This is a genomic window from Caballeronia sp. LZ024 (assembly GCF_031451455.1).
GTDB classification, from domain to species: Bacteria; Pseudomonadota; Gammaproteobacteria; order Burkholderiales; family Burkholderiaceae; genus Caballeronia; species Caballeronia telluris.
In genome coordinates this window covers 873,276-897,839 of record NZ_JARUXL010000003.1, presented here as the reverse complement: position 1 = coordinate 897,839, position 24,564 = coordinate 873,276, and the positions used below count along the sequence as shown (strand labels likewise).

Annotated in this window: 24 protein-coding genes; 8 read left to right on the top strand and 16 right to left on the bottom strand. The window is 64.3% G+C overall.

The window, feature by feature from the left end:
* The first annotated feature begins 218 nt into the window (after positions 1-218).
* Complete coding sequence (locus QCE48_RS31970) at positions 219-329, top strand: hypothetical protein (RefSeq protein WP_404982619.1); 111 nt, start codon at positions 219-221, stop codon at positions 327-329.
* Here the strand turns inward: QCE48_RS31970 and QCE48_RS21585 are convergent.
* On the bottom strand, positions 326-1,198 hold the full coding sequence (locus tag QCE48_RS21585) for an endonuclease/exonuclease/phosphatase family protein (RefSeq protein ID WP_309784008.1): 873 nt from the start codon (positions 1,196-1,198) through the stop codon (positions 326-328). The genes QCE48_RS31970 and QCE48_RS21585 overlap by 4 nt on opposite strands.
* Positions 1,199-1,373: 175 nt before the next feature.
* On the opposite strand from QCE48_RS21585, the gene QCE48_RS21580 reads away from it, so the two are divergent.
* Together QCE48_RS21580 and xth are read left to right on the top strand one after the other, a co-directional pair.
* Positions 1,374-2,363 carry a sulfonate ABC transporter substrate-binding protein gene (locus tag QCE48_RS21580; RefSeq protein ID WP_309784007.1) on the top strand — a complete coding sequence of 330 codons (990 nt, stop codon included), beginning with the start codon at positions 1,374-1,376 and terminating at the stop codon, positions 2,361-2,363.
* Between the two features lie 78 nt (positions 2,364-2,441).
* Positions 2,442-3,329, top strand: a complete 888-nt coding sequence (gene xth / locus QCE48_RS21575) for an exodeoxyribonuclease III (RefSeq protein WP_309785040.1) — start codon at positions 2,442-2,444, stop codon at positions 3,327-3,329.
* A 6-nt stretch (positions 3,330-3,335) separates the two neighbouring features.
* On the opposite strand, the gene QCE48_RS21570 is transcribed toward xth, so the two are convergent.
* The 4 genes from QCE48_RS21570 to QCE48_RS21555 all read right to left on the bottom strand — a co-directional run bounded on the left by QCE48_RS21570 (position 3,336) and on the right by QCE48_RS21555 (position 5,957).
* Complete coding sequence (locus tag QCE48_RS21570) at positions 3,336-3,644, bottom strand: high-potential iron-sulfur protein (RefSeq protein ID WP_309784006.1); 309 nt, start codon at positions 3,642-3,644, stop codon at positions 3,336-3,338.
* Between the two features lie 436 nt (positions 3,645-4,080).
* The gene (locus QCE48_RS21565; RefSeq protein ID WP_087630211.1) at positions 4,081-4,215 is read right to left on the bottom strand and encodes an oxalate:formate antiporter; all 135 of its coding nucleotides are present in this window, start codon (positions 4,213-4,215) and stop codon (positions 4,081-4,083) included.
* Positions 4,216-4,229: 14 nt separating this feature from the next.
* Positions 4,230-5,627, bottom strand: coding sequence for an OFA family MFS transporter (locus tag QCE48_RS21560; protein WP_309784005.1), 1,398 nt, complete (start codon positions 5,625-5,627; stop codon positions 4,230-4,232).
* 144 nt (positions 5,628-5,771) lie between these two features.
* The gene (locus QCE48_RS21555) at positions 5,772-5,957 is read right to left on the bottom strand and encodes a hypothetical protein (RefSeq protein WP_309784004.1); all 186 of its coding nucleotides are present in this window, start codon (positions 5,955-5,957) and stop codon (positions 5,772-5,774) included.
* A 19-nt stretch (positions 5,958-5,976) separates the two neighbouring features.
* Between QCE48_RS21555 and cls the strand changes: the two genes are divergently transcribed.
* Both cls and QCE48_RS21545 read left to right on the top strand, forming a co-directional pair.
* A complete protein-coding gene (gene cls, locus QCE48_RS21550) occupies positions 5,977-7,254 on the top strand; it encodes a cardiolipin synthase (protein WP_309784003.1) in 1,278 nt (425 codons plus the stop codon).
* A gap of 97 nt (positions 7,255-7,351) precedes the next feature.
* On the top strand, positions 7,352-8,719 hold the full coding sequence (locus QCE48_RS21545; RefSeq protein ID WP_309784002.1) for an Nramp family divalent metal transporter: 1,368 nt from the start codon (positions 7,352-7,354) through the stop codon (positions 8,717-8,719).
* A 12-nt stretch (positions 8,720-8,731) separates the two neighbouring features.
* Here the strand turns inward: QCE48_RS21545 and QCE48_RS21540 are convergent, their stop codons facing one another.
* Together QCE48_RS21540 and QCE48_RS21535 are read right to left on the bottom strand one after the other, a co-directional pair.
* Positions 8,732-12,394: a hypothetical protein gene (locus QCE48_RS21540; protein WP_309784001.1), complete on the bottom strand. Its 3,663-nt coding sequence runs from the start codon at positions 12,392-12,394 to the stop codon at positions 8,732-8,734.
* Complete coding sequence (locus tag QCE48_RS21535; protein ID WP_309784000.1) at positions 12,391-13,788, bottom strand: toll/interleukin-1 receptor domain-containing protein; 1,398 nt, start codon at positions 13,786-13,788, stop codon at positions 12,391-12,393. Before QCE48_RS21535 ends, QCE48_RS21540 begins: the two co-directional genes overlap by 4 nt.
* 318 nt (positions 13,789-14,106) lie before the next feature.
* Here QCE48_RS21535 and QCE48_RS21530 point away from each other — a divergent pair, with 318 nt between their 5' ends.
* Both QCE48_RS21530 and QCE48_RS21525 read left to right on the top strand, forming a co-directional pair.
* Positions 14,107-14,913, top strand: coding sequence for an FkbM family methyltransferase (locus QCE48_RS21530; protein ID WP_309783999.1), 807 nt, complete (start codon positions 14,107-14,109; stop codon positions 14,911-14,913).
* A 123-nt stretch (positions 14,914-15,036) separates the two neighbouring features.
* Positions 15,037-15,861: an undecaprenyl-diphosphate phosphatase gene (locus QCE48_RS21525; protein WP_309783998.1), complete on the top strand. Its 825-nt coding sequence runs from the start codon at positions 15,037-15,039 to the stop codon at positions 15,859-15,861.
* A 32-nt stretch (positions 15,862-15,893) separates the two neighbouring features.
* On the opposite strand, the gene hpaC is transcribed toward QCE48_RS21525, so the two are convergent.
* From hpaC to QCE48_RS21495, 6 genes are read right to left on the bottom strand one after another with little or no spacing between them, the layout of a single operon-like run.
* Positions 15,894-16,433, bottom strand: a complete 540-nt coding sequence (gene hpaC, locus QCE48_RS21520; protein ID WP_309783997.1) for a 4-hydroxyphenylacetate 3-monooxygenase, reductase component — start codon at positions 16,431-16,433, stop codon at positions 15,894-15,896.
* Between the two features lie 58 nt (positions 16,434-16,491).
* Complete coding sequence (locus QCE48_RS21515) at positions 16,492-17,235, bottom strand: SDR family NAD(P)-dependent oxidoreductase (RefSeq protein WP_309783996.1); 744 nt, start codon at positions 17,233-17,235, stop codon at positions 16,492-16,494.
* Between the two features lie 16 nt (positions 17,236-17,251).
* Positions 17,252-18,400 (bottom strand): amidase, encoded by a 1,149-nt coding sequence (locus tag QCE48_RS21510; RefSeq protein ID WP_309783995.1) that lies wholly within the window; start codon positions 18,398-18,400, stop codon positions 17,252-17,254.
* Positions 18,397-18,915, bottom strand: a complete 519-nt coding sequence (locus tag QCE48_RS21505; protein WP_309783994.1) for a nuclear transport factor 2 family protein — start codon at positions 18,913-18,915, stop codon at positions 18,397-18,399. Before QCE48_RS21505 ends, QCE48_RS21510 begins: the two co-directional genes overlap by 4 nt.
* 4 nt (positions 18,916-18,919) lie before the next feature.
* A complete protein-coding gene (locus tag QCE48_RS21500; RefSeq protein ID WP_309783993.1) occupies positions 18,920-19,297 on the bottom strand; it encodes a hypothetical protein in 378 nt (125 codons plus the stop codon).
* A gap of 37 nt (positions 19,298-19,334) precedes the next feature.
* The gene (locus QCE48_RS21495; RefSeq protein WP_309783992.1) at positions 19,335-20,504 is read right to left on the bottom strand and encodes an acyl-CoA dehydrogenase family protein; all 1,170 of its coding nucleotides are present in this window, start codon (positions 20,502-20,504) and stop codon (positions 19,335-19,337) included.
* A gap of 237 nt (positions 20,505-20,741) precedes the next feature.
* Between QCE48_RS21495 and QCE48_RS21490 the strand changes: the two genes are divergently transcribed.
* Positions 20,742-22,217, top strand: coding sequence for an ATP-binding protein (locus tag QCE48_RS21490; RefSeq protein WP_309783991.1), 1,476 nt, complete (start codon positions 20,742-20,744; stop codon positions 22,215-22,217).
* 13 nt (positions 22,218-22,230) lie between these two features.
* Here QCE48_RS21490 and QCE48_RS21485 read toward each other — a convergent pair whose 3' ends face one another.
* From QCE48_RS21485 to QCE48_RS21475, 3 genes are all read right to left on the bottom strand, one after another.
* Positions 22,231-22,605 (bottom strand): tautomerase family protein, encoded by a 375-nt coding sequence (locus tag QCE48_RS21485; protein ID WP_309783990.1) that lies wholly within the window; start codon positions 22,603-22,605, stop codon positions 22,231-22,233.
* A 63-nt stretch (positions 22,606-22,668) separates the two neighbouring features.
* Entirely contained in the window at positions 22,669-23,169 is a 501-nt protein-coding gene (locus QCE48_RS21480; protein ID WP_309783989.1) for an aromatic-ring-hydroxylating dioxygenase subunit beta, read from the bottom strand.
* Positions 23,166-24,449 (bottom strand): aromatic ring-hydroxylating dioxygenase subunit alpha, encoded by a 1,284-nt coding sequence (locus QCE48_RS21475; RefSeq protein ID WP_309783988.1) that lies wholly within the window; start codon positions 24,447-24,449, stop codon positions 23,166-23,168. The genes QCE48_RS21480 and QCE48_RS21475 overlap by 4 nt, the downstream gene beginning before the upstream one ends.
* Between the last annotated feature and the right edge of the window lie 115 nt (positions 24,450-24,564).

The following is a 24,564-nucleotide window of genomic DNA, read 5'->3' as shown; positions in this document are numbered from 1 at the left end:
CGTTTCGCCATGCTCGTTCTCCGTCTGCGTCGACGTGCCTATCGCGCGCCGGCGTCGAAAATGCCGTCTATTTCAGCAGCGTCGATCAATCGCTTGTGGCTACCAATATCTGAAGCGCTCGATGAATTCAATCTCTTTCGTGCAGGCGGCGGGCAACAAACCGACGAATTGGCGACGATCGGGCGCGAACGAACGTGCAATCCGCATTGCTGAATGCGATGAAAGAGCGGCGCATATCGGTGGCCGGAGAAACGCGCGCGATGCCCGATTTTTTCCTGGTGTTGAAGCAGGCCGTGAAGCGCCGCTCAACCAGCGCTGAACGCGTCTAGCGCAATTCGAGCCACATCGGCTGATGATCGGATGAGCGGCTCGCCTGATCGACCTCGCAAGCCGCGACACGCGCGCCCAGATCCTCCGTCACGAGCACGAAATCGCACGCGAACGGTCCGTCGGGCCATTGCTCGCGGTCGTACAGGCCGACCGTCGCGGCGCGCGGCGTGTCCGGATGCGCGACGCTCCACGCATCGACGAACGCGGGCGCGTCGCCGAACGGCTCGATCATCCGCCGATACGCCGACGACTCGAACGCGCTGTTGAAGTCGCCGCACAGGATCGCGCTCATCGGCCGGCCAGTGTCGGCGAACGGGCTGTTCAGGTTTTCGGATTTCGCCGGGCGGCGCGCGTGATCGCAGGCTTCGACGTGCAGGCCGCGCAAACGCTCGACCTGCGCACGCCGCTGCGTCTCCGAGTAGAACTCCAGATGCGTGCTGATGACGCGCAGCGGCCCGACATCCGTTTCGACGACCGCCTCCAGCGCGACACGCAACATCGACGGCTTCGCGGGATCGGCGGGCCACGGCAGCGAGTGGCGCAGCACCTGCCGCACGGGCAGGCGGCTCACGATCGCGTTGCCGAACTGCCGCCGCCCGAGCCCGGCGCCGGTCGGCGGCAGGTCCGAGCCGATCGCATCGAGCACGACTGCGCCCGGCAGGAGGTCGGCCAGTTCGGCGAACTGATCGGCGCCGGGGCCGCCCGCCAGGCCGCCCGCCTTCTCGCCCTGATCGAAACCGCGCGTGACTTCCTGCAGGCACAGGACATCGAAATCGCACAGGGCTTTCGCCTCGCTGACGATGCGCGCGAGGTCGACGCGGCCATCCACGCCGCGTCCCCACTGAATGTTCCAGTTGACAAGTCGCATGACGTTCTCCTCCGGCCCATGCATGCGACGAGTCTACCGCCGCCGCCGAAGACGCGCCGACGGTCGCGCCAAATCGCGCAGCGCCAGAAGCAAAGCTGAAAAACTTGGTTCGTGAAGCGGGCGTCGCGTTCATAGAATCTGGCGTCTTTGCACCGCAACGTCATTGGGAACGCTCATGCCTCAGCAGAATTCGAAAAACGACCGACACGACACCGCGAACACACAGCGCCGCTCGCTCCTGAAAAGCGCCGCGACGGCGGCCGCGCTGCTCGCCGTGCGACCGGCATTCGCCGCGAGCGATGCGAAATCCTTGCGGATCGGCTATCAGAAGTACGGCAACTTCGTCGTGCTCAAGGCGCGCGGCACGCTCGAAAAGCGCCTCGCTTCGCAGGGCGTGAGCGTTCAGTGGCTCGAATTTCCGGCCGGCCCGCAGTTGCTCGAAGGCCTCAACGCCGGCGCCGTCGATGTCGGCACGGTCGGCGAAACGCCGCCGATCTTCGCGCAGGCCGCAGGCGTCGATTTCGTCTACATCGCGAACGAGCCGCCCGCGCCGCGCGGCGAAGCGATCGTCGTGCCGGCCGCCTCGTCGATCAGGACCGTCGCCGACTTGCGCGGCAAGAAGGTCGCGCTGAACAAGGGATCGAACGTGCACTTCCTGCTCGTGAAGGCGCTGCAGAACGCGAAGCTCGCCTACAGCGACATTCAGCCGGTCTACCTCGCGCCCGCCGACGCGCGCGCGGCGTTCGTGCAGGGCAGCGTCGATGCCTGGGTGATCTGGGACCCGTATCTCGCCGCGATCGAAAAGCAGACGAATGCGCGCGTCGTCGCGAACGGCGAAGGTCTCGTGCACAACACGCAGTACTACCTCGCGACGCGCAAGTTCGCGAGCGCGGCGCCGCAACTGCTGCATGCGCTGCTCGCCGAACTCGACGCCGTCGACAAGTACGGACGCGACAACGTCCCGGAGGTCGCGCGCCTGCTTTCGCCGCTCGTCGGCCTCGATGCGGCGACGCTCCAGGTCGCGCTCGAACGCACTGCCTACGGCGTGCAGCCGGTGACCGCCGAGACGCTCGCCTACCAGCAGCAGATCGCCGATACGTTCAACGACCTGCGGCTGATTCCGAAGAAGCTCGTCGTCAGCGATGCGCGGTGGAACACCGCCTGACGGAGCATCGCCTGACGAGTGTCGCCGAATCCGGTACTGTGCTTGCTCAGTACCGTGACCCACACGACACTCGACGCCATGCTCAAGATCGCCACGTTCAATATCAACGGCGTCCGTTCGCGCCTGCCCGCGCTGCTCGAATGGCTCGCCCGGGAAGCGCCGGACATCGCCTGCCTGCAGGAGCTGAAGGCGCCTGACGCGGCATTTCCCATCGACGAAATCCGCGCAGCCGGGTATGGCGCGATCTGGCACGGACAGGCGTCGTGGAACGGCGTCGCGATCCTCGCTCGCGGGATGGAGCCGATCGAAAGCCGGCGCGGCCTGCCGGGCGATCCCGACGACACCCACAGCCGCTATATCGAGGCGGCGGCGCATGGCGTGCTGGTCGGCTGCCTCTACTTGCCGAACGGCAATCCGCAGCCCGGTCCCAAGTTCGACTACAAGCTCGCGTGGTTCGAACGGCTGATCGGCTACGCGGCGCGTCTTCATGACAGCGGGCATCCGGTGGTGCTCGCGGGCGATTTCAACGTCGTGCCCACCGACGAGGACATCTACAACCCGAAGTCTTGGCTCAGGGACGCCCTGCTGCAACCCGAAAGCCGCGAATGCTACCGCCGCCTGCTCGATCAGGGATGGCTCGATTCCCTGCGCGCGCGGCATCCCGACGAGCGCATCTACACGTTCTGGGATTACTTTCGGCAGCACTGGCAAAAGAACTCGGGACTGCGCATCGACCATCTGCTGCTCAATCCGCAGATGGCGCCGCATCTGAAGGATGCAGGCGTCGATCGCTGGGTGCGCGACCTGCCTCACGCAAGCGATCACGCGCCGACGTGGATCACGGTCGACTTGAAAGTGCAGAAGCCGTCGGCGGCGAAAAAGGCCGCAGCCGGCAAGCCAGCAGCGAAAAAAACCGCCGCTAAAACGCCCGCGCCGCGCGCCCGGCGCGCGAAAGCCGCCGGCTGAAACCGCTCACATGTTGGTGTACGAGCTGCACCAGCCGCGCGCGGCGACCTCTTTGTCGCCGAAGAGCGTGCAGCCGCCCCACGCGTCCGTCGACTTGCCCTGGAACAGCGAGCAATTGCTGCAATCCTGGCCGGCGGCGTAGGTCGGGAATCTGGCCTTGTCGACCTTCGCGACGTCTTCCCGGTAACCGACCGCGACCGCGGCCGGGTCCGCTTCGCTCAGTTTCGGGCCGGCGGCGAGCGCCGCGCGCGCGAGCAGTAGCGACGAGCCTGCGCCGATGCTGACAATCATGAAATTGCGACGGGATGGGTTCATGGAATGGAGATCGTCTTGTCGTGAGGACCGGCGGGCGGCGAAAACCGTAGCGAGCGCCGCCGTTTATCCGAAAGATACGCCACCCACGCACTGGCACGATCGTTCGCTTTTCTGTGACGCCTGCGCCCCGTCTGTTCGAGAGCGCACGGTCTCAAGCTTTTTTTACCGGTGCCGTAAATGAGGTCAGTAACCGACGACACATCCGCGCATCGACACCGGCGCTTTTTTCACCAGGGAGAACAAACGTGGCAGAAATGGATTGGCTGATGGCAGGAATGGATCTGTTTGCACTCGTCGGCGCGACGCTTTTCATGAGCGTTCTGTCGCGGCGGAGTCTGGCAGCGTCGGCAGTGGACGGCCGCTGAAACAATCCGTTGTAGCAGCACACCGGCGAGAGACGGCGCGAACGAACCGCCACCCGCCGTGAAAGCGAAGTTCAGTGGAACAGCTTCATCGCCTGCGTGAGCGTGTTCGTGATGCCCCACGCGAGCGGAACGAGCACATAGATCCAGAAGACCGCGAGCAGCGCCTTGTTGGTCGGATGGGCATGGAGATCGTGGCTGGTGTTCATTTGACGTGTCCTGTTCAGTTGATCGCCGGTGCGCCCGCGGTCATGTGATGTTTTTCGTGCACACGCGTGACGAGCAGGTTGCACAGGAATCCCACGACGAGCAGCGCCGCCATGATGTGCAGCGTCGTCGTGTAGGCTTCGGCCTTCGCCACGCCGTGCGCGACTTCATACGCGCGGATGTAGTTCACGAGCACCGGTCCCGCGACGCCCGCCGCAGCCCACGCGGTCAAAAGCCGGCCGTGGATGCCGCCGACGAACGCCGTGCCGAACATGTCGGCGAGATAGGCCGGGACCGTCGCGAAGCCGCCGCCGTACATCGACAGGATGACGCCGTAGGCGAGCACGAAGAGCGCGATATTGCCCGACGCCGCGAACTGCGGCACCAGAAAATACAACACGGCGCCGAGCGCGAAAAACACGAAGTAAGTGTTCTTGCGGCCGATCCAGTCCGAGGTCGACGCCCACGCGAAGCGCCCGCCCATGTTGAAGAGCGACAACAGGCCGACGAATCCCGCGGCCGCGCCCGCCGTGATCGACGCCTTGAAGCTTTCCTGGATCATCAGCGACGCCTGCCCGAGCACGCCGATGCCCGCCGTCACGTTCAGGAACAGCACGAGCCACAGCAGATAGAACTGCGGCGTCTTCAACGCCTGATCGATGTGCACGTGGTTGCGCGTGATGAGCTTGTTCGCCTTGACGGGCGGCGTCCAGCCGGCCGGCGCCCAGTTGGCGGGCGGAATGCGGATCGCGAGCGCGCCGATCGTCATCGAGATGAAGTAGACGACGCCGAGCACCACGAAGGTCTCGGCCACGCCGATGCTCGTCGCGCTCTTGAAGTGATTCATCAGCGAGACCGAGGCGGGCGCCGCGATCATCGCGCCGCCGCCGAAGCCCATGATCGCCATGCCGGTCGCCATGCCGCGGCGGTCGGGGAACCAGCGGATGAGCGTCGACACCGGCGACACATAGCCGAGCCCGAGCCCGATCCCGCCGATCACCCCGTAGCCGAGATACAGCAGCCAGATCTGATGCAGCTGCACGCCGAGCGCGGAGACGAGAAAGCCGCCGCCGAAGCAGCAGGCCGCGGTGAACATCGTGCGGCGCGGGCCGACCTTTTCGAGCCACTTGCCGGCGAACGCCGCGGACAGCCCGAGAAACACGATCGCGAGCGAGAAGATCCAGCCGAGCGTCGTGATCGACCAGTCGTCCGGCGCGGACTGCGTGATGCCGATCACCTTCGTGAGCGGCGCGTTGAAGACGGAAAACGCGTAGGCCTGCCCGATGCACAGGTGCACGGCGAGCGCGGCGGGCGGGACCATCCAGCGCGAGAAGCCGGGCTGGGCGACGGTCGCCGATTTAGAGAAAAAGCCGCGCGAAGCGGCGCCGGGACGATCGTCGATCGTGCTGTTCATTGTCGGTCTCCGGGAACGCATCGTCATGAAGTGCGTTCGCATATAGTTTTATGTCGGGCGAGTCGTGCCGCGTCCGATACTGCGCGCCATGCCGGACGGAACGACCCTGCCATTGCCCTTCACATCCGCTCGATTCGCTTCGATTCATGATTTGCGGATGTGAATGCGGTCGAACATAGACAACTGCCGCGCGCTTGGCAATATGAACGGTCGTGCCATAAGTGTTTGCCCGAAGTTGACGGTCAGCTTGCGGGCGGTGGCGCGGAACGTGCTGCCGGGCGCCCATGCAGCCGTTTTTACAGCGTTTCTTACAGCATCACCCTCGAACATTCATAAGACTGGGTAAAGCATGCTGACTACCATCCTCGTTACCGCCGCCGTCGTCGCGGTCGCGACGCTCGTCATGGTGCTGGTCGTCGCGAACCTGACGAGCGGCGAGAAGAAGATCGAACACAAGATCGAGCGCCGTTACGCCAGCGACGACCCGCAGTTCCCGCGTTCGATGAGCCTGCTGCTCGGGCCGCCCGTCGAAGCCGGCAACCGCTTCGAGGTGCTCGTCAACGGCGACGAGATTTTCCCTTCGATGCTCGCCGGCATCCGCTCGGCGCAGAAGACCATCACGTTCGAAACGTTCATCTACTGGTCGGGCGAGATCGGCGAGGAGTTCGCCCAGGCGCTCTCCGACAAGGCGCGCGCGGGCGTCGCGGTGCATGTGCTGCTCGACTGGGTCGGGTCGTCGAAGATGGACAAGCGCTATCTGCGCATGCTGCGCGACGCGGGCGCCGAAGTGATCCAGTATCACAAGCCGCACTGGACGGGCCTCGGCCGCATGAACGACCGCACGCACCGCAAGCTGCTCGTGATCGACGGGCAGGTCGGCTTCACGGGCGGTGTCGGCATCGCGGAGGAATGGACGGGCCGCGCACAGGACGAAAAGCACTGGCGCGATACGCATTTTCGCGTCGAAGGGCCGGTGGCGGGTCACATGCAGGCCGTCTTCATGGACAATTGGATCAAGGCGACCGGCAACGTCCTGCATGGTCCCGAGTACTTCCCGGAGATCGCGCCGGCGGGCGAGGGCGTCGCGCACATGTTCAGCAGCTCGCCCTCGGGCGGCAGCGACGACATGCAGCTCATGTACCTGATGGCGATCACCGCCGCGACGCACACGATCCATCTCGCGAGCGCGTACTTCGTGCCCGACAAGCTGACGATCAACGCCATCGTCGAGGCGGCGCGGCGCGGCGTGAAGGTGCAGATCGTGACGCCCGGCAAGCACATCGACACCCACACGGTCCGCGAGGCGTCGCGCGCGGGCTGGGGCGACTTGCTGAAGGCGGGCGTCGAGATCCACGAATACCAGCCGACGATGTTTCACTGCAAGCTTCTGATCGTCGACGAATATCTGGTGTCGGTGGGCTCGACCAATTTCGACAGTCGCTCGTTCAAGCTCAACGACGAGGCGAATCTCAACATCTACGACCGCGACTTCGCGCAACGGCAGACGTCGATTCTCGCCGACGACATCGCGAAGTCGCGGCGCGTCACGCTCGACGACTGGAACCGGCGGCCGCTCGTGGAGAAGATCATCGAGCGCGCGGTGGCGCTGCTCGACCCGCAGCTTTGACGCACGCGCTTTGGGTACGACGAATCCCGCTTGAATCTTCGGCACGCCCGGCGCATATTGCGGGGCAGACCCGCCGACAGCGCTGGAGCGCGCATTGATGCCCGACGTCCGAGACTCTGCCGTACCGCCTTCCGAGCCGCCCGCGTGGAAACACGCGCGGCCCGAGGAAGCCTTCCGGCACAGCCTGCCGGAGGTGTATTCGTCGATCGCGGTGCCGACGGGCGGCTTGTGGTTGCGGCGCTTCCTCGCGTTCGCCGGGCCCGGCTACATGATTTCCGTCGGCTACATGGACCCGGGCAACTGGGCCACCGACCTCGCTGGCGGCTCGCGCTTCGGCTATACGCTGCTCGCCGTCATCCTGCTCTCGAACCTGATGGCGATCCTGTTGCAGGCGCTCGCGGTGCGCCTCGGCATCGCGACGGGCCGCGACCTCGCGCAGGCCTGCCGCGACCATTATTCGAAGCCGGTGAACTTCGCGCTGTGGCTCGCGTGCGAGGCGGCGATCATCGCGTGCGACCTCGCCGAAGTGATCGGCACGGCGATCGCGTTGCAACTGCTGTTCGGCATTCCGCTGATCGCGGGCGCGTTGATTACCGCGCTCGACGCCTTCCTGCTGCTGCTCCTGATGAACCGCGGCTTTCGCTTCCTCGAAGCGTTCGTGATCGCGCTGCTCGTCGTGATCGCGGTGTGCTTTGCGGTGCAGATCGTCGCGGCCGCGCCGCCCGTCGCCGCTGTGCTGCGCGGCTTCGTGCCGTCGCTGTCGATCGTGACGAATCCGGAGATGCTCTACGTGGCGATCGGCATCATCGGGGCGACCGTGATGCCGCACAACCTGTATCTGCATTCGTCGGTCGTGCAGACGCGCGCCTATGAACCGAGCGACGCCGGCCGCCGCGATGCGATCCGCTGGGCCACCGCCGACAGCACCATCGCGCTGATGCTCGCGCTCTTCATCAACGCGGCGATCCTGATCGTCGCGGCGACCGTGTTTCACGCGACCGGACACACCGACGTGGCCGAAATCGGCGACGCCTTCCGGCTGCTGTCGCCGCTTCTGGGACTTTCCATCGCATCGACGCTCTTCGCGCTCGCGCTGCTCGCTTCCGGCCTGAATTCGACCGTCACCGCGACGCTCGCCGGGCAGATCGTGATGGAAGGATTTCTCCGCTTGCGCATTCCGAACTGGGCGCGGCGGCTGATTACGCGCGGCATCGCGATCGTGCCGGTCATCGTGGTCACGGCGCTCTACGGCGAGAAGGGCACGGCGCAACTGCTCGTGCTGAGCCAGGTGATTCTCTCGATGCAGCTTCCGTTCGCCATCGTCCCGCTCGTGCGTTTCGTCTCCGACAAGCGGAAGATGGGCGCGTTCGTCGTGCCGGGCTGGGTCGCGTGGCTGGCGTGGCTCGTGGCGGGCGTCGTCGTGGTGCTGAACGTCAAACTGCTCGTCGATACGCTGATCGGCTGAGGCCGCCGCGCATCATTCCGCCCCGGCTTCCGACGCCGTTGCTGGCTTGCCGGGCGCGGCCTGCCGACCCGGGCCGCGTGTGCGCGAAATCGCTACCTGCTCCCGGCAGTTCGTGTCGCCGAGACCGTAGGCGCACTTCTCCTGCGCGCTCAGTTCGCGCTTGGTCAACGAGCGCGCGAAGCGCTCCATCATGGCGCGATCGAGCGGGACCAGCATGGTTCCCGTTTCGAGCCTGATCGCCAGAATGCTATTGCGGAAGTTGAAGTCGACGCCGCCGACAATCGCGAAGTCGAGGCTGAAGGCCGTGTCGCCCGATGCCAGATCGAGCACGCTGACGCCCTTGGCGTTCCAGTAGGCGAGCCACCGGTCGTCGGAACTGAACTTCCAGGCCGAGTCGCCGAGGCGCTTGATTAGCGCGCCGCCCGGACGCCGCACGACCTCGAAGCCGCGAACCCGGTTTCGCCCTTCGTCAGGAGAGTTCTGGATCTCGAATCGTCCGAGCGGGCTGACGCGCATGCTGGCGGCTTCCCTGGCCGCCGGATGCGACTTCGCCAGATCCTTCACGCTCGTCGGTGCCGAGGCGGACAGCGGCCAGACGCGGGCTGCATCGCCGGTCACGTGCGTCGTCACGATCACCGACTGGCCGTCGTCGTCGATTTTCGCGGTGGCGCGTGCAGGCAGGTCGACGATTTGCCCCGTCGGTACGAGTTGCTCGTCGCGGACTGCATAGACTGCGAGTTCCGCATGCGCGAGATCGGCCGCCGACCTGCGAAAAACGCCCAGCGCCGTGCCCGAGGGCGATGCAATAAACGACGTCCGAACGCTTCCGGGCTGCGGCTTCCAGTGCGTGACGACCGCGCCGTCGCGGGTGCGGATCACGTCGGCCTGCCCGGAGTCCTGGTCTGCGATCAGCAGCAATTCGCCGTCCCGGCCGAGGACACTCGCGCGGCCCGCCACCGGCGCAAACCGGTTTGCGCCGGTGGCGGGATCGAGCACGTAGGTCGTGGCGCGCTGCTCCTTGCTGACGACGGCGACGATGCCGTCGCGCGCAATGCGCAACTTCGTGGGCTCGCCGGGTAGCGGTATTCGCGTTTGCCGGACCTGCTTGCCGCCAGTGGCCGGCACCTCGATCACATCGATCCACGCTTTGTCCCGACGCGAGAGGACGACCCACCGGCCATCGGGCGAAGCGTCGAAGTCTCGTGGGTCGCCGAGTATCGAGAGCAGCAGCTTGCTCGTCGAATAGATATGGACGACGCCGTCGTGAGCGACGATCGCGACGCGCGCCGTATCGTCCGTGACCGAGAAGAGTCCGGCGTTGTTACCGGCAAGCCGGGGCTCCGCGCCCTTGATGCGGATCTCTCCGTGCACCGCGCTCGGCCTTCCCTCCGCGACGACGATGTCGCCCGAATCGAGGTACTCGACGAATGCGCCGCCACCCGGACTCCACACCACGTCGTAGATCTGGCGGTTGTCGCTCGTGCCTGCACCGAGAGGCTCGTTTCCTTGCGCCACGGTGTACTCGCAAGTGGTCGCCCTGAAGTTGGCGGAAGAGGTCTTCGCGCCCGGCGATACGGATTTCGGCGCCAGACAGCGGGTGAAGTCGATCGGCGTGGAGACCCAGTTGCCGTTCGGCTGCCGTTCGATGCGCTTCGCGAACAAGCGCTCCTTCAAGCCCGCGCCGACGATGACCTTGCCGTCCTGAGAAAGACCGATCACGAGCAATCCCTCGGCCGCGACTTTCATGACGTCCGCGGCGGGATCGCGGTAGTCCCATATCCAGATGTGATCGTCCTGCTGGATCGACGCGAGCCACCGGCCGTCCGGGCTGAAGACGAGGAGCGCGCGATCGGCACTCGCGGTCTGCGGCAGCGAACGCGCGAGCGTCCCGCTGCGCGAGTCGAAGAGATCGACCGAACCGGCGCGCGCGACCGCCAGCCTGGTCTGATCCGGACTGAACGCGATGAACATGGCGTCGTCGAGATCGGGTCTGGACGACCAGAGCTTGCGCGGCACCGGTTCGCTCAGGTCCCACACGGACACGCTGGACGTTCCCGCGAGGACGGCCAGCAGATCGCCATCCGGGTTGAGCGCAACGACTCTTGCCTCGCCGCCGAGCTGTTGCGGACTCAGCGTCTCCGAGGGCCACAGATATTGCCCGGAAGCCAGTAGCGCCGAGCGCGCCTCGCTCGTGTCGGCGCGCTTCAGTCCCTCCAGCGAGAGCAGGACGCCGACTTCCGGGTCCTGAGCGGTGCCGGCGAGCGCCGCCAGTTCCCTCGACTGCGCGCGACTGCGCTCGGCCTGCGCGTCTCTTTTCGCAAAATACGCGGAGAGCGCGAGGCCGAAAAACACCGCGATCATCACGCCGCTGACCGCGATCACGCGCCGCAGCTTGCTCCTTTGACGCCGCTCGGCGAACACGCGTTCATCCGCGCGGCGTCGGTCGCGTTCTTCCAGCGCGGCCTTGGTGAGAATGTCATGCGTGAGTTCGACGCGGTCCGTTCCGTGTTGCTGCTCCTGACGAAGCAGCCGCCCGTCCACCAGCGCGGCGATCTCCTCGGCAGTGACGAAGCCATTGACGATCGCGTCGTCCACCGAGTAGCTGTTCCGGTAGCCGTGTTCCGTGATGAGCTTCTCTTCGACGAAGTGGCGGACCCGGTCGGGATAGACCTGCAGGCTTCGGCGATAGAACCCGGTAACGATGGTGTCCTTTTCGCCCTCGAACATCGCTTCGGTGATGCGCGCCGCGCCCGCCAGCTTGCGATGCTCGTTGACACCGCGGCAAAAGAGACTGAGCAGCGCGGGCTCGACCGTGCGCGGGGCGCCCGCTTCTGCCGTGGCGTCGGTCTCGTCGGCCGCGCCGCGCGACAGGAAGGCGACGATTCGGTGCGCAAGCAGTTCGTCGACGAGAGGGTCCGTGTGTTCGTTGCAGACCGCCTGCAACGCCTGCTCGGTGCCCATCGGCAAGAGGCGCATACGGTTGCGGCGCAGCGAGGGCATGATCGGGCGCCAACCTTCGAGATCGGCGAGAAAGTCTTCGCGCAGCGACAGCACGATCTTGTACGGCATTGCCTCCATGTCGATGTCTTCATCGCTGCCGGCACGCTCTTTCAGACGTTGCGCGAGCGCGGCCGGGATGCGGTTCTCGGCGAGGTCCGCCAGTGCCTCGCGAAACGTCGCGACCTCTGCCGGCATGGAGCGCCCGAGCGTGAAAAGCTCCTCGAACTGGTCGAGCACGAACACCGGCCGCGCCATCCGGTTGAGTCTCGTCCAGAATTCGAGCCCCGGCGTGTGCAGGTACGCCCACAGCGACTGTCCGGCTGCCAGCGGCTCATGCGCCACGTCCTGCGTTCGCAACGCTTCGAAGAACGCGAGACACAGTTGCTCGACGAGCGGTGCGGCGCCCGCGTGGATCCGCAGCCGGACGAACACCGGCAGATAACCCTTGTCGCGCAGTCGCGGAAAGACGCCGGCCTTGAGCAGCGACGACTTGCCGAGCCCCGACTTGCCGAACAGCACGGTGACCGACTCGTCGACGATGCGTCTCAGAAGCTCGTCCGATTCCGCCTTGCGGCCGCTGAAGAACGCCTGCGAGGACTCGTCGTAGGACGCGAGACCCGGCCACGGATTCTGCGGGTCGAGTTGCGGCGAAGACGAGCCGCCCGGCGTGCTCATCTCGCGTCCTCGCGTCGCATGGCGCGAATCTCTTCGATCAACGATGTCTCCAGCGCCGCGTCTGGCTTGCCGCCGGGTGCGTGGCCCGGCTGCACCTCCTGCAGGTCGGGGAAGACATCGTAGAGGGCCTGATAGCGCTTCAGGTCGCCGGTGTAATCGGCGTCGATCACGACCGGCATGATGAACTTGCGTCCCGGCATCCGGCGCTTGCGCTTGAACGCCTCGCTCCACTCCTGGAAGACATAGCCCTCTGAAGTGCGAAGGCGCTGCGCGGTGCGCTCGGAAATAACCGGCACGAAAAGCCGCACGTCGCGCTGGATCTGCGGAAGGATCTTTCGCTCCCAATAGTCGCCCGGCTCCAGTTCGACCTTGTCGAACCACACGTCGCCGCCGAGCGCCGAGATGCACGCATGCAGCCGTTCCACCTCGTTCAGATTCTCCCGCCCGTAGCTGATGAAGATGCTCGCGCCACGCGAATCCGCATCGGCTCGGCTCGCCTCGACGCGAGACGTTTCCGGATTGCGCTCCAGCCAGCGTTCGTGCAGTTCGGCGACGAATGCCGCGGCGGTCCCCGCGTAAAGATTGATCTCGGTTTCGCGTCCGAAGCGCCGCAGGAACTCGGGCAGCGTGGATTCCGAGGGAGTGGCTTCGCCCGCGCTGAAATAGGCGCGCTGGGCGACGCGCAGGCGATCGCGCGTCGCCGCGCGCAGGATGAAGCGTCCGAGCCAGTCGGGGAAGTGCGCGCCGAGCAGCAACAGGTGGCTGTTACGCAGCTCCGACAGCAGCCAGTCGGGCGGAGGCACGTCACCGCTCACGAACCGGTGGATGAACTCGAGCTGGTCCTCGTCGTGGATGGCGAAATCGGATTTGCCGCCCGCGCGGCCGAACAGGCTGAAGACGACCGGCGCCGCGCTCGATCGCGGCAGCAAGGCTTCAGTCTGTGCCGCAGTCGACTGGTTCAGCGAGAACTCGATCTCGCGCGTGACGGGCTGGCCGCCGTAGCGGACCTGATCGAGTGCGCGCGCCATCAGCGAATCGAAGGTGAGGCTGACGAACAGTTCCAGCCGCCGGATTTGCGCGAGCTGTTTCAACGCGGGCGGGACGGGAAACGGCGGCGACAGGCCTTTCAACAGGCTTCCCACGCGATCGTAGAGTCCCGCGAGCCTCGTCTGTGGCTTCTCGAGATAAGCGCCGACTGCGTCGTTGAGCTCGAACCAGGGCGTCCAGTTGACCGAAAGCTTTTCGCGCTCCGCCAGGCGCTCGGCGATCAGCCGCTGCAGCGAAACATGACGCCCCTGATAGTCCGTTTGCACGAGTTCCTGGCCGAGGATCGGCACGACCTTGCCGTCCTCGATGTACTCGAGCAGATAGTCCCACGGGAAGTCTTCGTTCACCGCTCGCTCCCTTTCGCGTCAAGGATGAGTTCAACACATCGGTAGTTTCCCTGATCGAGAATGAACTAAGTTTAGGTTTCCCGAAGCGATTTGTTAGCTCCGCATGTCATGAGAATCCGCCATGCATGAGTCGTATGCCGCCTGCGCCAGCGTTCGCGCCGACGTCCGCTGCCACGATCGACGCTAAAAAAGGCATCTGCGACGTCGCTCGCAGACTCGTGTAGCGTTGCATAACGTTAGGCCAACGGAAGAGAAAATCACGATGAACGAGCGGTTCGGGCGCTGACGGTTCTTTCCACTTTCAAGCGGAGAACGAGGATGCATGACCTGATTAAGGCTACGCTGAAGGACATCTTGCCTCCGGTGCTCGTGCGACTCCTGAAGCCGCGAAGCGAGCCAGTCGATGCATGGGGAACCGTCAAATACGGCGTGTCCGGATTGCGGCTTCCTGAAGGGAAGCGCTTTGCTTACCGGCCGGTGGTGGCAGATCGTGAGGTCTGCATGCAGATTTTCTTTCGACGCGATTACGCCACGGATAATCTTCGCCGGTCGAACGAGATTCTCGGTTTTTACGGTGCTTGCCCGGACCCGATCATCGTCGATGCCGGCGCCAATATCGGCGCCGCCGCGGTCTGGTTCTCGCTCACTTATCCCAAGGCCACGATTCTCGCCATCGAACCGGACTCATCGAACTTCGAACTGCTCGAACGTAACGCGAAGCCGTTCCCAGCGATCGTGCCGGTGAACGCCGCGATCGCGGCGACACGCGGTACGCTTTATCTGGATGATCCGGGCGTGGGGGCATGGGGATACCGCACGCGCGAGGACCCCACCGAGCGGTCCTACGCCGTCGACGCGCTGACGCTGGAAGACGTGATGGCGAAATCGAGCGGAACGCCATTCATTCTAAAAATAGACATCGAAGGCGCCGAGTCGGATCTGTTTTCGCGGCACTCCGAACTGTTGAACAAGTTTCCGTTGGTGATCATCGAACTGCACGACTGGATGCTTCCGCGTGAATCAAACAGCCGCAACTTCCTGAAGTGGCAGGTTGAAATGGAGCGGGATTTCGTCCATTTCGGTGAGAACATTTTCTCGATCTCCAATACGATCCGGGCGGCGTGAACCGTCGCACCGGCTTGCCGCGCGGACTTTCTGCCGCACCATGCCCGAACGAGCGCCGATGCACTGATTTGTCATCGCGAACGTGGTAGGTTCCTCACCTCAACTTAACGTGAAGAGGAACTCGTGGATCTCGTGTTACTAACCAAAGCCGCCATCATGGGCATCGTGGAAGGGCTGACCGAATTTCTGCCCATTTCATCGACAGGTCACCTGATTCTGGCTGGCTCGCTCCTCGGCTTCACGAGCGAGAAAGCCAAAGTATTCGACATCGCGATCCAGACGGGCGCCATTTTCGCCATCATCCTGTTCTACTGGCGCCGTCTCGTGGATACCGCCGCCGGCCTCGCGGGCGACGGACAGTCCCGGCGCTTCGTCGCGAACGTGCTGATTGCGTTCATTCCCGCCGTGATCCTCGGGCTGCTGTTCGGCAAGGCGGTCAAGGAGCATCTCTTTACGCCGACCGTCGTGGCGACTTCGTTCATCCTGGGCGCGTTCGTCATTCTCTGGGCCGAGCGCCGGCCGGCGAGCACGGCGCGCATTCATTCCGTCGACGACATGTCGCCGGTCGATGCCTTCAAGGTCGGCTTGATCCAGTGTCTGGCGCTGATACCGGGCGTGAGCCGCTCCGGGTCGACCATCATCGGCGGGATGCTGATCGGCCTCTCGCGCAGCACGGCGACCGAGTTCAGCTTCTTTCTTGCGATCCCCACGCTGATCGGCGCGGGCGCGTATAGCCTTTACAAGGAACGCGCGTTGCTGTCCGTCTCGGATGCGCCGCTCTTCGCCGTCGGGCTGATCTTCTCGTTCATCTTCGCGTGGCTGTGCGTTCGCTGGCTCCTGCGCTATGTCGCGACGCATAATTTCGTGCCGTTCGCGTGGTATCGCATTGCGTTCGGTATCGCGGTTTTGATCACCGCGCATCTGGGCCTCGTCAACTGGGCGGATTGAATCGGACGGGCGGGCTTCGTCGACGTTCCCTCTCAGTTGCCGCGATTTCCGATGCGCGGAACCCGGTGAAAATTTCGATCGAAGTAGACCAGACTGTCGCCGTCCGTCCGTACCCTGATCTCGGTCGTTTCGACGAACATCACCGCGTGCGAACCGACCTCCTTCGCTTCGACGATCGTGCCTTGCAGACTCGCCAGCGCGCCGCGCAGAACCGGGACGCCGTTTTCGCCGTCGTCCCATACGGGCAACTGGAAGCGCTCGTCCATGGAAAGCGCGGTCAGTCCCGCGAAGTGCCGGGCGATGCCTTCCAGGCTGGCGGGCAACACGTTGATGCAGACCTTGCGATTGCCGTCGAACACGGCATGCATCGCGCTCGACCGGTTCAGGCAGACGAGGAGCGTAGGCGGCGAATCCGTCACCGAGCAGACCGCGCTCGCCGTGATGCCGCATCGGCCATGCGGACCCGCCGTGGTGATGACGTTGACCGCGGCGCCGAGATGGGCCATCGCCTGGCGAAACTGCTGACGGGCATGATCGAGTTCGACGGGAGCGTGCGCGGGATTGGCGGACATGAATGAGTCTCCTGTTTGGTGTTCAATCGAATGGAATGCGCGGGTGCATGGTTGCGCGTCAGCGCATGAACAGGCCGCCGTTGACATCCCAGCACGCGCCATTGGCGAAATAGGCGTCGGCGGAAGCGAGCAGCACGGCGACGTCCGCGATATACGTTGCGGAGCCCAGCCTTCCCACGGGAATGCCCGCGATCACCTTCTGCAACTTGTCCGCAGGGACGCTCTCGTGAACGATGGGCAGATCGAGCGGTCCCGGCGATATGGCGTTGACCGTGACGCCATAGGGCGCGAGATCGCGCGCAAAGACCTTGGTCAGCGTGATGGCGCCCCCTTTCGCCGCGGCATAGTGAGCGCCCGTGGCCGAGCCGCCGTTCTGTCCCGCGAGCGACGCGATATTGACGATGCGCCCCGCGCCACGATCGGCGAAATACTGGCCGAAGACCTGACAGCCGAACAGGACGCTGCGCAGATTCACGTCGATGACCTGATCGAACTGCTCGCCCGTGATCTCCATCACCGGGATGACCTTCGAGGCGCCGGCGTTGTTGACGAGCACATCGATCGAGCCCCAGCGTTCGACCAGCGCATCGCGCGCGGCTTCGAAGTCCGCCTTGGACGTCACATCGATTCGGATCGCGCACGTGCTCGATCCGTCATGGCTCAGTTCGCGCGCAAGGGCCTGCGCCGGTTCAACCGCGATATCGGCGAGCGCGACCTTGTAGCCCGCGTCATGAAAGCGACGGGCGACGACCGCGCCCAAGCCGCGCGCGGCGCCCGTGATGAGGACTGTTCGGTTCGACATGGTGCTGATTCCTCGTTTAGTTTGACGAACGGCCTGCGAGCGCTGCCTCGATGTGTGCGGCAACGGCACATACTGTTTCGTCCTCGCCCTTGCGTCCGACGATCTGAAGACCCGCTTTGAGCGTCGAGTGTTCGATCGGAACGGGAAGGGTGAGCGCGGGATGTCCGCTGAGATTGAACGGCCGGATGAGCGACGACATGCCGATCACCGACGTCCCCGCGCGCGCGGAGTCGATCGTGATAGGCAGCGCGGGCATCGTCGGGAGCACGAGTACGTCGCACGCGTCGAGGGCGCGGTCCACTTCGTTCGTGAACGCGCGTCTGACTTGTTCGGCGGCGCTCAGGTCGTCGGCGGTCGTATTCGCGGCGGCGCGCAAGCGCGACGCGATATCCGTTCCGAGCTTGCCGCTCTCGGCGAGATGACCGAACGCACGCCACGTCTCCGCATTGATGACCGCGAGGCCCGCGGAGAACGCGTCGGTCATGAAGTCGAGCTTCACGCGGCGGCTGTCGAAGCCAGCGCGCCGGATCGCTTCGGTGATTGCGCGTGCGATGTCCTCGTCCGCTTCCACGCCGAGCATGCCGACGCGCGTCTTCGATGCATCGCGACGCGCCTTGCCTGCCTGAAACGAGGGATCGATGGCGAGCATCACGTCGATAATCGTGTTCACGTCGCGTGCGAACGGCCCGACGCAATCGAGCGTCGAGACGTTCGGCGCGACGCCCTGGCGCGACACGCGTCCGAACGTCGGCTTCAATCCGATGACGCCGCAACATGCGGCCGGTCCGCGAATCGAGCCGCCCGTATCGGTGCCGAGCGCGGCGTCGACAAGCCTCAGTCCGACGGCCGAAGCCGAGCCGCTCGACGAGCCGCCGGGAATGCGCGAGGCGTCTTGCGGGTTGAGCGGCGTGCCGCTGAAGTCGTTGATGCCTGTCATGCCGAACGCGAGCTCGTGCATGTTGGTCTTGCCGGTGATTCGCCAGCCCGCGTCGAGCAGACGTTGCACGGCCTCTGCATGATGCGGCGCGGGCGGCGCGTCGGCGAGCGCGCGGCTTGCCGCGGTCGTCGGATAGCCGGCGATATCGATGCTGTCCTTGATGGCGATCGTCGGCGCATCTGCGCGGTCGACTGCGCCGAGATCGAATTGCTGCAGAAACGCGCTCATGCCGGAGCTCCTTTAGCCGGATTGACTTGCCACGGTGCATCGAAAAGTCGCTCCGTGCGGAAATGTCGAATCAACCATGCGCCGCCGCGATCGCCGGGCGCAGGCGCGAAGTCGATTTCGAGTCGTGCGGCGATCAACTCCGCTTTGCCATCGACATAACCGGATGCCTGCAACATGATCCAGCGACCCTTCGCCATGTCCCCGTCGATGTCGATGTGCTCTGACGTTAGGAAGTGCACATTGGTGGCGAAATGGGGCGAGGGCGGCAGATAGCGTTTGAGCATGGCGACGATCTGCTCTCGGCCCAGCAGGCGCCCGAACTTGTCCGCGTACTGCGGACCGATGCCTTCCCACACGGCGTCCTCGCTGAACAGCCCGGCAAGCGATTCGCCTTCGAGTACCAACGCGGGCACGTCGCACAGCGCCATGTATCGCGAGATGGTCCGACGCACAGCGTTGTGTGCTTCCAGTGCGTTGACGCGCGCCTGCAGCGCTTCGACGGTCGATTGATTCATGACGTCACGCGTTGTTCGCGACAGCGGGAGGCACGGTCAGCGCGCGACCGACGCGCGCTTCGATCTTGCCGTAACGCCACAGGTTGTACTCGCCCACCGGTGTCGTGCGATACAGATTGCACACGGCGACGGCGGTATCGAAGTCGGCGACATCGGCCATGATGTAGAAGGTCCACGGCGCACCATCGGCGTTCCCGACGACGAGCCGGTCATCGTCCATCACGCCGAGCACGCGCACGTTCTCCATCGCTTCCACGGCACTGAGCATCTTGCCGTACGCTTGCCAGACTTCGCCGATCTGCTCGCGCGGCAAGTCGAAGAAATTCTGCGAGACGCCGCAGCAGAACAGCACGCGAAGAGGCAGGTGTCGGGTATCGGTCATGAGTGGTTCGTTCCTTGGTTCGATGAATGGGAGGGGCTCACAGATAGCCCGGGATCGGCTGAACGCCGACAAACACGGCGCCCGCTCCGTCATAGTTGCCTTCGCCGAGGAAGGCGTGCTGCGTGACGACCATCGCGTCGCGCACGAGGCGCTGCAGCGGATGGTTTCGATAGATCGCCATCGTTCCGCCCAGGCGATACGCGCGGCTCACCACGTCCGCGCCTTCGCGTGCGATCTGCGTGGCCGAAAGGCGCAGCAGGCTGACCTGGTCGGGCGTGACGTCGTTGCCCGCGAGAATCGACTGCCAGACTTCGTCGGTCGATTCGTAGAAGAATGCGCGCGCGGAACGCAGTTGCGCTTCGGCCTTCGCCAGTTCGATGCGGTAATACGCGCGGTCGGCGAGTTGCGGTGCGCCGGTGGTCGTCTTGCGGCCGCCAGCCATTGTGTTGGCGACGTCGAGTGCCGCGCGCGCGAGGCCGAGATTGACTACCGCGAGCACTTGCGCGGCATACGCGATGGTCGGATAGCGATAGAGCGGTTCATCGACCGTTGGTGTTCCGCCGCGCACGAAGGTCCAGTCTTCCGCGACGAACTGGTTCGTCACGCGCAGATCGTGGCTGCCCGTGCCTTGCATGCCGACCACGTTCCAGTTCTCGACGATCTCCACTTGCTCGGGTCTGAAGACGGCCGTGCGCGGCTTGCCTGGCGCTTCGCCGGGCTTGCCCGTACCGATGCCGACGCCGAGCCAGTCCGCGCCCTTGCAACCGCTCGCGAACTTCCACGTTCCGTTGACGCGGTAGCCGCTCGACTCGGGCGTCGCGTTCTGCACGGGAAAGAGGCCGCCCGCGAACACCTGATCAGGACCGTTTGCGTAGATCGCGGCTTGGGTCGCGAGCGGCAACGCGGCGAGATAAAGGTTCGCGGAGCCGAAGCTCGCGACCCACGCGGCGGAGCCATCGGCCGTCGCGATGCGCTCGATCAGCTTGAGGAATTCGCCGGGCGCGCGCGCGTCGCCGCCGAAGCACTTCGGCGTGGCCGCGCGATAGATGCCCACGCGCTTGAGTTTCTCGATGACATCGCGCGGCACATGCGACAGCCGTTCGAACTCTTCGCGTCTCTGCGCGATCTCAGCGATCACTTCATCGAGAGTCAATGCTTCGGTTTGAACGGGGTAGTCTTGCTTGGTGACGGCAGCGGCGAGCGACATGGGCGTCTCCGTATCTTTGATGTGAGTGAGTCAGTGGGGAAGGTGTGCGAAGCTCAACACGTCCAACCCAGTTTAGAAACGCAAAATTGCCCAGACAATTGGGAAGAGGCCACGACGCACAAGGCAATTCCTGAGCCGGGTAAAGAAACCTTTAGCGATGCCCGCGAGAAGCCGATGGTATGGTTCAACCTGGATCGCAAGGCTCGCTCTCGAAACACGCGTAATGGATTGCTCTTCATGACCTATCCCTCCGAAACGGACTTCCGCGTCCTGCTCGATGCGCTCACGCAATGTGTGTTGTTGCACGACGCCGAAACGAAAGCCATCGTCTGGGCGAATCGTGCCGCATGCGTGGCGCTCGGGTTTTCGCTCGAGGACTTGCTGCCGCTCAAGGCCCACGACATGACGCGCGACGACGCCCGATACCGGCGCGAAGTCGCGGTGAGCGCGATGGACCGGTCGGCCGAACATGGCCCTCAAGCATACGAATGGTGCTATCGCTCGCGCACGGGCACGGACATGCTCTCCGAGGCGATCGCGACCTACGTGCCGTTGAGCGAGCGGGCGGTCGTCATGGTGCAGTTTCGCGACATCAGCGAAGAAGAGGCGATGCGTCAGAAACTGCGCAGCTATGAGACGCGCTTGCGCGAATATATGCAGGATCTCGGAGAGGGCGTGGCAGTGATCACGACGCGCGGCAAGGTCGCCTATCTCAGCGAGTCCGGTCGACGCGTGCTCGGGGTTGCGCCCGACGCGCCGCTCGGTGCCGCGCTCGATTACTGCACGCGCGAGGATCGCGACCGTCTGGTGGCGCAAGTGCGCAACGCGACGCGCAACCGTTCGACGCCCGCGCAACGCTATCGCATCGCACGGCGCGACGGACCTGGACGCTGGCTGCGCATCACGTGCAGGCGCGTCGAGATCGACGATGCGCTCAACGGCGTGCTCGTACATTTCCGCGATATCAGCGAAGAGGTCGAGATGGAGGACGCGCGTCGAACGGAGGCGCGAATGCTCGAATACGCGGGGCGCTACAACGCGATGGGCGAAATGGCGACGGCGATCGCTCACGAACTGAGTCAGCCGCTCGCGGCGGTACGCAATTTCATCGAGGGCGCGATTCAGCGCCTGAGCCAGCCGGATGCAATCGAAAGCGCGATTTGGGGTTTGCGCGCTGCCGACCGGCAGGCGGAACACGCGGCGCACATCATCAGGAGCGTGCGTGAATTCGTCGGCAAACGCGAACCGGTGGAGACGCAAGCCGATTTGCGCGACGTGCTCGCGGACGTCGCGTACTTCATTCAACTGCGCGCGCGCGACGAAGGCGTGAGCGTGAACATCGAACAATGGCCCGCGCCTTTGCCGGTTCGTTGCGAACGTGTGCTGATCGGGCAGGTGATACTCAATCTGGCCTTCAATGCCGTCGACGCGCTGACCGAAGCGAAGCAGGCCGGACGTAGCGTCACGCTTGCCACCTCGCAACGCGATGATGCCGCCGAGCTTCACGTGATCGACAACGGACCGGGCGTGCCGGACGACGTGCTCGACCGTCTGTTCGACGGCTTTTCTTCGTCGAAGGCAGGCGGCAACGGGATTGGCTTGTCCTTGTGCAAGAACATCGTCGCGCGACACGACGGACGCATCTGGGCGCAGCGCGCGACAAACGGCGGCCTCGATTGCCGATTCGCGCTGCCGCTTTCGATGCATCCGTAAGCGCGTCATGGCGCTAGCGGCCGAGCGCGCGAGCCGTCTGGCCGCCAAGTCCGAAGTCCGTATTCGGAATGTCCTTGATGATGACGCGCGTGGATTGCAATGGCACGTCGAGGATCGCGGCGCTCGTTTCGGACAGATGTGCGATCAGCGCTTGCTTTTGTGCCTCCGTGCGTCCTGCGATCAGGATCGCGACGATCACCGGCAACGCCGATGGCGTGAGCTTGCCGCCAAGGCCGATGTTCGCGGCGGGCAGTTCGGAAAGCAGGATGCGCACGGCCTGCGCAGGCGCGCCGATCGCATCGACGGTCGCTTGCGTCAGGCCCTGAATGAGCGACGCCTTGCGTTCGTCCGCGTGGCCTTGCGGCAGATAGACTTCGAGTGTCGGCATGATGGTGTTTCGGATGATTGAGCGCGCATCGGCGAAAAGCGAGCGCCGATGCGCGCGTCTGCATCAAAGCAGGAAGCCGATGGCACTGAGCGCTTCGGTGGAATCGATCAGGCGGACGACCTTTTCGACGAGACGCGGCTCGCCGCTTGCCATGCTGATCTTGTGCGTGAGATCGGCGGCGAAGATCGTCGATACACCGCGCTTGTACGCCACGATGACCTGTGCCGACTTCACTTCGACGACGTCCGCGCTATCGCTCGACAGCGTGAAGCGCGACACGGTGCGCACGGTTCGCGCCGCATCGGACGCGGAAGCCGAATAACCGGACGTCATGCGTTGCACGCGTTTTTCGCGCATGTCGTGATCGTCGTAGGCGTAGTTCAGCGTCGAGGCGTAGTCGGTCGTATCGGGATCGATCGGCACCACGTAGAAGCCCTTGGGGTCCCACAATTCGAGCCACGCGCGATAGTCGCGACGATCGAGCAATTCGGCTTCGCGCCAGATGAACTCGATGGCGCGCGCGAAGGTCTGGTGAGAGAAGAGTGCGTTGCGGTCGTCCATCATGCCTGCTCCATCATTGCGCGCCATTGCTTGTAGGCTTCGCGCATACCCGTCTCATCCGTGGCGTGCGCGGTCTTTTCGCCGTTCGGTGCGGTCGTCTCGCGATTGAGTCCGCGATTCACGAGGATCGGTACGTCGGGGCCCGCGTGCGAGCCGCGCTGAACGCGTTCCCATGCTTCCGCGTCGTCGGGACTGCCGAAACCGAACGGACCCTGGAAATGCTCGTGAATGCGCAAGCGCACGCGATTGGCTTCCTCCGGGCCGCCGTCCATCGCGAGCGCGACGTGACGGATTTCCGTCTCTTCAGCCGAGATCGGCCGCAACACGCGAAAGAAAGCCATCGACAGCGCGAGGTTCGGGAAAAGATTCAAGTTGAAGCCGACACCCATCAATGAGCGCACGATGCGGCGCACTTCTTCCGGCGTGTGCTTATCAGCGAGTTGCGCAGCGAGTTCGTTGAAGCGCTCCGGCAACGGCGCGCCATCGTCCTGGTCCAGATCGACGATCTCCGGAACCAGCACCGCAAGACTATGGCCGTTGCCGAGCGAGCGGCAAAACGCCTGATCGCTCGTCATGAAGCTCGTGATCGCGGCGGCGGTTTCGTCGTCGATGGACTTCATCCACGACTTGTGAACGACGGGGAAGTGATAGAGGTCCGTCGTGTTTTCGAGCTGAATCTTCCAGTTGCCCTTGAACTTGAACTTGTGCTCGCCGTTGGCCTTGATCGGATAGCCCGCGCCTTGCTTCATGAACAGATCGATCCAGGGCTTCGCGCCGCCGAGAAAGTCTTCGAGCGGTTCGATCGCTTCGTTGAAGCTAGCAAAGATGAGTCCCTGATAGATCCCGACGCGCAGCTTCTTTAGCGGCAGATCGCCTTTCTCGCAGACGCCTTCATAGCCATCGCCGTAGGGCAGGGCGCGCAGCGCGCCGTCGAGCGCATAGGACCAACTGTGATACGGACACGTGAAGCCCTTTGCGTTGCCCTTGTGCTCCTCGCACACCGTCGCGCCGCGGTGGCGGCAGCGGTTTTGCAGCACGTGCACCGTGCCCGTCTTGTCGCGCACGACGATCACCGGCTGGCGACCGATCGTCGTCGTGACGAAGTCGCCCGGTTTCGGCAGCTCGCTTTCATGTGCTACCCAGATCCACGTCTTGTAGAAGATGCGCTCGAGTTCGGCTTCGAACAGATCGGGATCGTAGTAGAGAGAAGGCGCAATGCGATCGGACTCTGCGCGCTTTGCAAGCGCGCTCGTGTCGATGGTTTGGTAGGTTGGCGTACTCATCGTGGTCGTGGGGAGAAGTTGAGTGGCTAACACGAGGATGTCAGCGAAACGTCGGCGCATCCCCTCGTTGACATCAGTCTCGCTTTCCGAAGATCATGCGTCAAATCGATTAAAA

Coding starts and splice junctions, on each gene's coding strand:
- QCE48_RS31970 (WP_404982619.1), top strand. CDS start 219: ATGAAAGAGCGGCGCATATCGGTGGCCGGAGAAACGCGCGCGATGCCC.
- QCE48_RS21585 (WP_309784008.1), bottom strand. CDS start 1,198: ATGCGACTTGTCAACTGGAACATTCAGTGGGGACGCGGCGTGGATGGC.
- QCE48_RS21580 (WP_309784007.1), top strand. CDS start 1,374: ATGCCTCAGCAGAATTCGAAAAACGACCGACACGACACCGCGAACACA.
- xth (WP_309785040.1), top strand. CDS start 2,442: ATGCTCAAGATCGCCACGTTCAATATCAACGGCGTCCGTTCGCGCCTG.
- QCE48_RS21570 (WP_309784006.1), bottom strand. CDS start 3,644: ATGAACCCATCCCGTCGCAATTTCATGATTGTCAGCATCGGCGCAGGC.
- QCE48_RS21565 (WP_087630211.1), bottom strand. CDS start 4,215: ATGAACACCAGCCACGATCTCCATGCCCATCCGACCAACAAGGCGCTG.
- QCE48_RS21560 (WP_309784005.1), bottom strand. CDS start 5,627: ATGAACAGCACGATCGACGATCGTCCCGGCGCCGCTTCGCGCGGCTTT.
- QCE48_RS21555 (WP_309784004.1), bottom strand. CDS start 5,957: ATGTTCGAGGGTGATGCTGTAAGAAACGCTGTAAAAACGGCTGCATGG.
- cls (WP_309784003.1), top strand. CDS start 5,977: ATGCTGACTACCATCCTCGTTACCGCCGCCGTCGTCGCGGTCGCGACG.
- QCE48_RS21545 (WP_309784002.1), top strand. CDS start 7,352: ATGCCCGACGTCCGAGACTCTGCCGTACCGCCTTCCGAGCCGCCCGCG.
- QCE48_RS21540 (WP_309784001.1), bottom strand. CDS start 12,394: ATGAGCACGCCGGGCGGCTCGTCTTCGCCGCAACTCGACCCGCAGAAT.
- QCE48_RS21530 (WP_309783999.1), top strand. CDS start 14,107: ATGCATGACCTGATTAAGGCTACGCTGAAGGACATCTTGCCTCCGGTG.
- hpaC (WP_309783997.1), bottom strand. CDS start 16,433: ATGTCCGCCAATCCCGCGCACGCTCCCGTCGAACTCGATCATGCCCGT.
- QCE48_RS21515 (WP_309783996.1), bottom strand. CDS start 17,235: ATGTCGAACCGAACAGTCCTCATCACGGGCGCCGCGCGCGGCTTGGGC.
- QCE48_RS21510 (WP_309783995.1), bottom strand. CDS start 18,400: ATGAGCGCGTTTCTGCAGCAATTCGATCTCGGCGCAGTCGACCGCGCA.
- QCE48_RS21505 (WP_309783994.1), bottom strand. CDS start 18,915: ATGAATCAATCGACCGTCGAAGCGCTGCAGGCGCGCGTCAACGCACTG.
- QCE48_RS21500 (WP_309783993.1), bottom strand. CDS start 19,297: ATGACCGATACCCGACACCTGCCTCTTCGCGTGCTGTTCTGCTGCGGC.
- QCE48_RS21495 (WP_309783992.1), bottom strand. CDS start 20,504: ATGTCGCTCGCCGCTGCCGTCACCAAGCAAGACTACCCCGTTCAAACC.
- QCE48_RS21490 (WP_309783991.1), top strand. CDS start 20,742: ATGACCTATCCCTCCGAAACGGACTTCCGCGTCCTGCTCGATGCGCTC.
- QCE48_RS21485 (WP_309783990.1), bottom strand. CDS start 22,605: ATGCCGACACTCGAAGTCTATCTGCCGCAAGGCCACGCGGACGAACGC.
- QCE48_RS21480 (WP_309783989.1), bottom strand. CDS start 23,169: ATGATGGACGACCGCAACGCACTCTTCTCTCACCAGACCTTCGCGCGC.
- QCE48_RS21475 (WP_309783988.1), bottom strand. CDS start 24,449: ATGAGTACGCCAACCTACCAAACCATCGACACGAGCGCGCTTGCAAAG.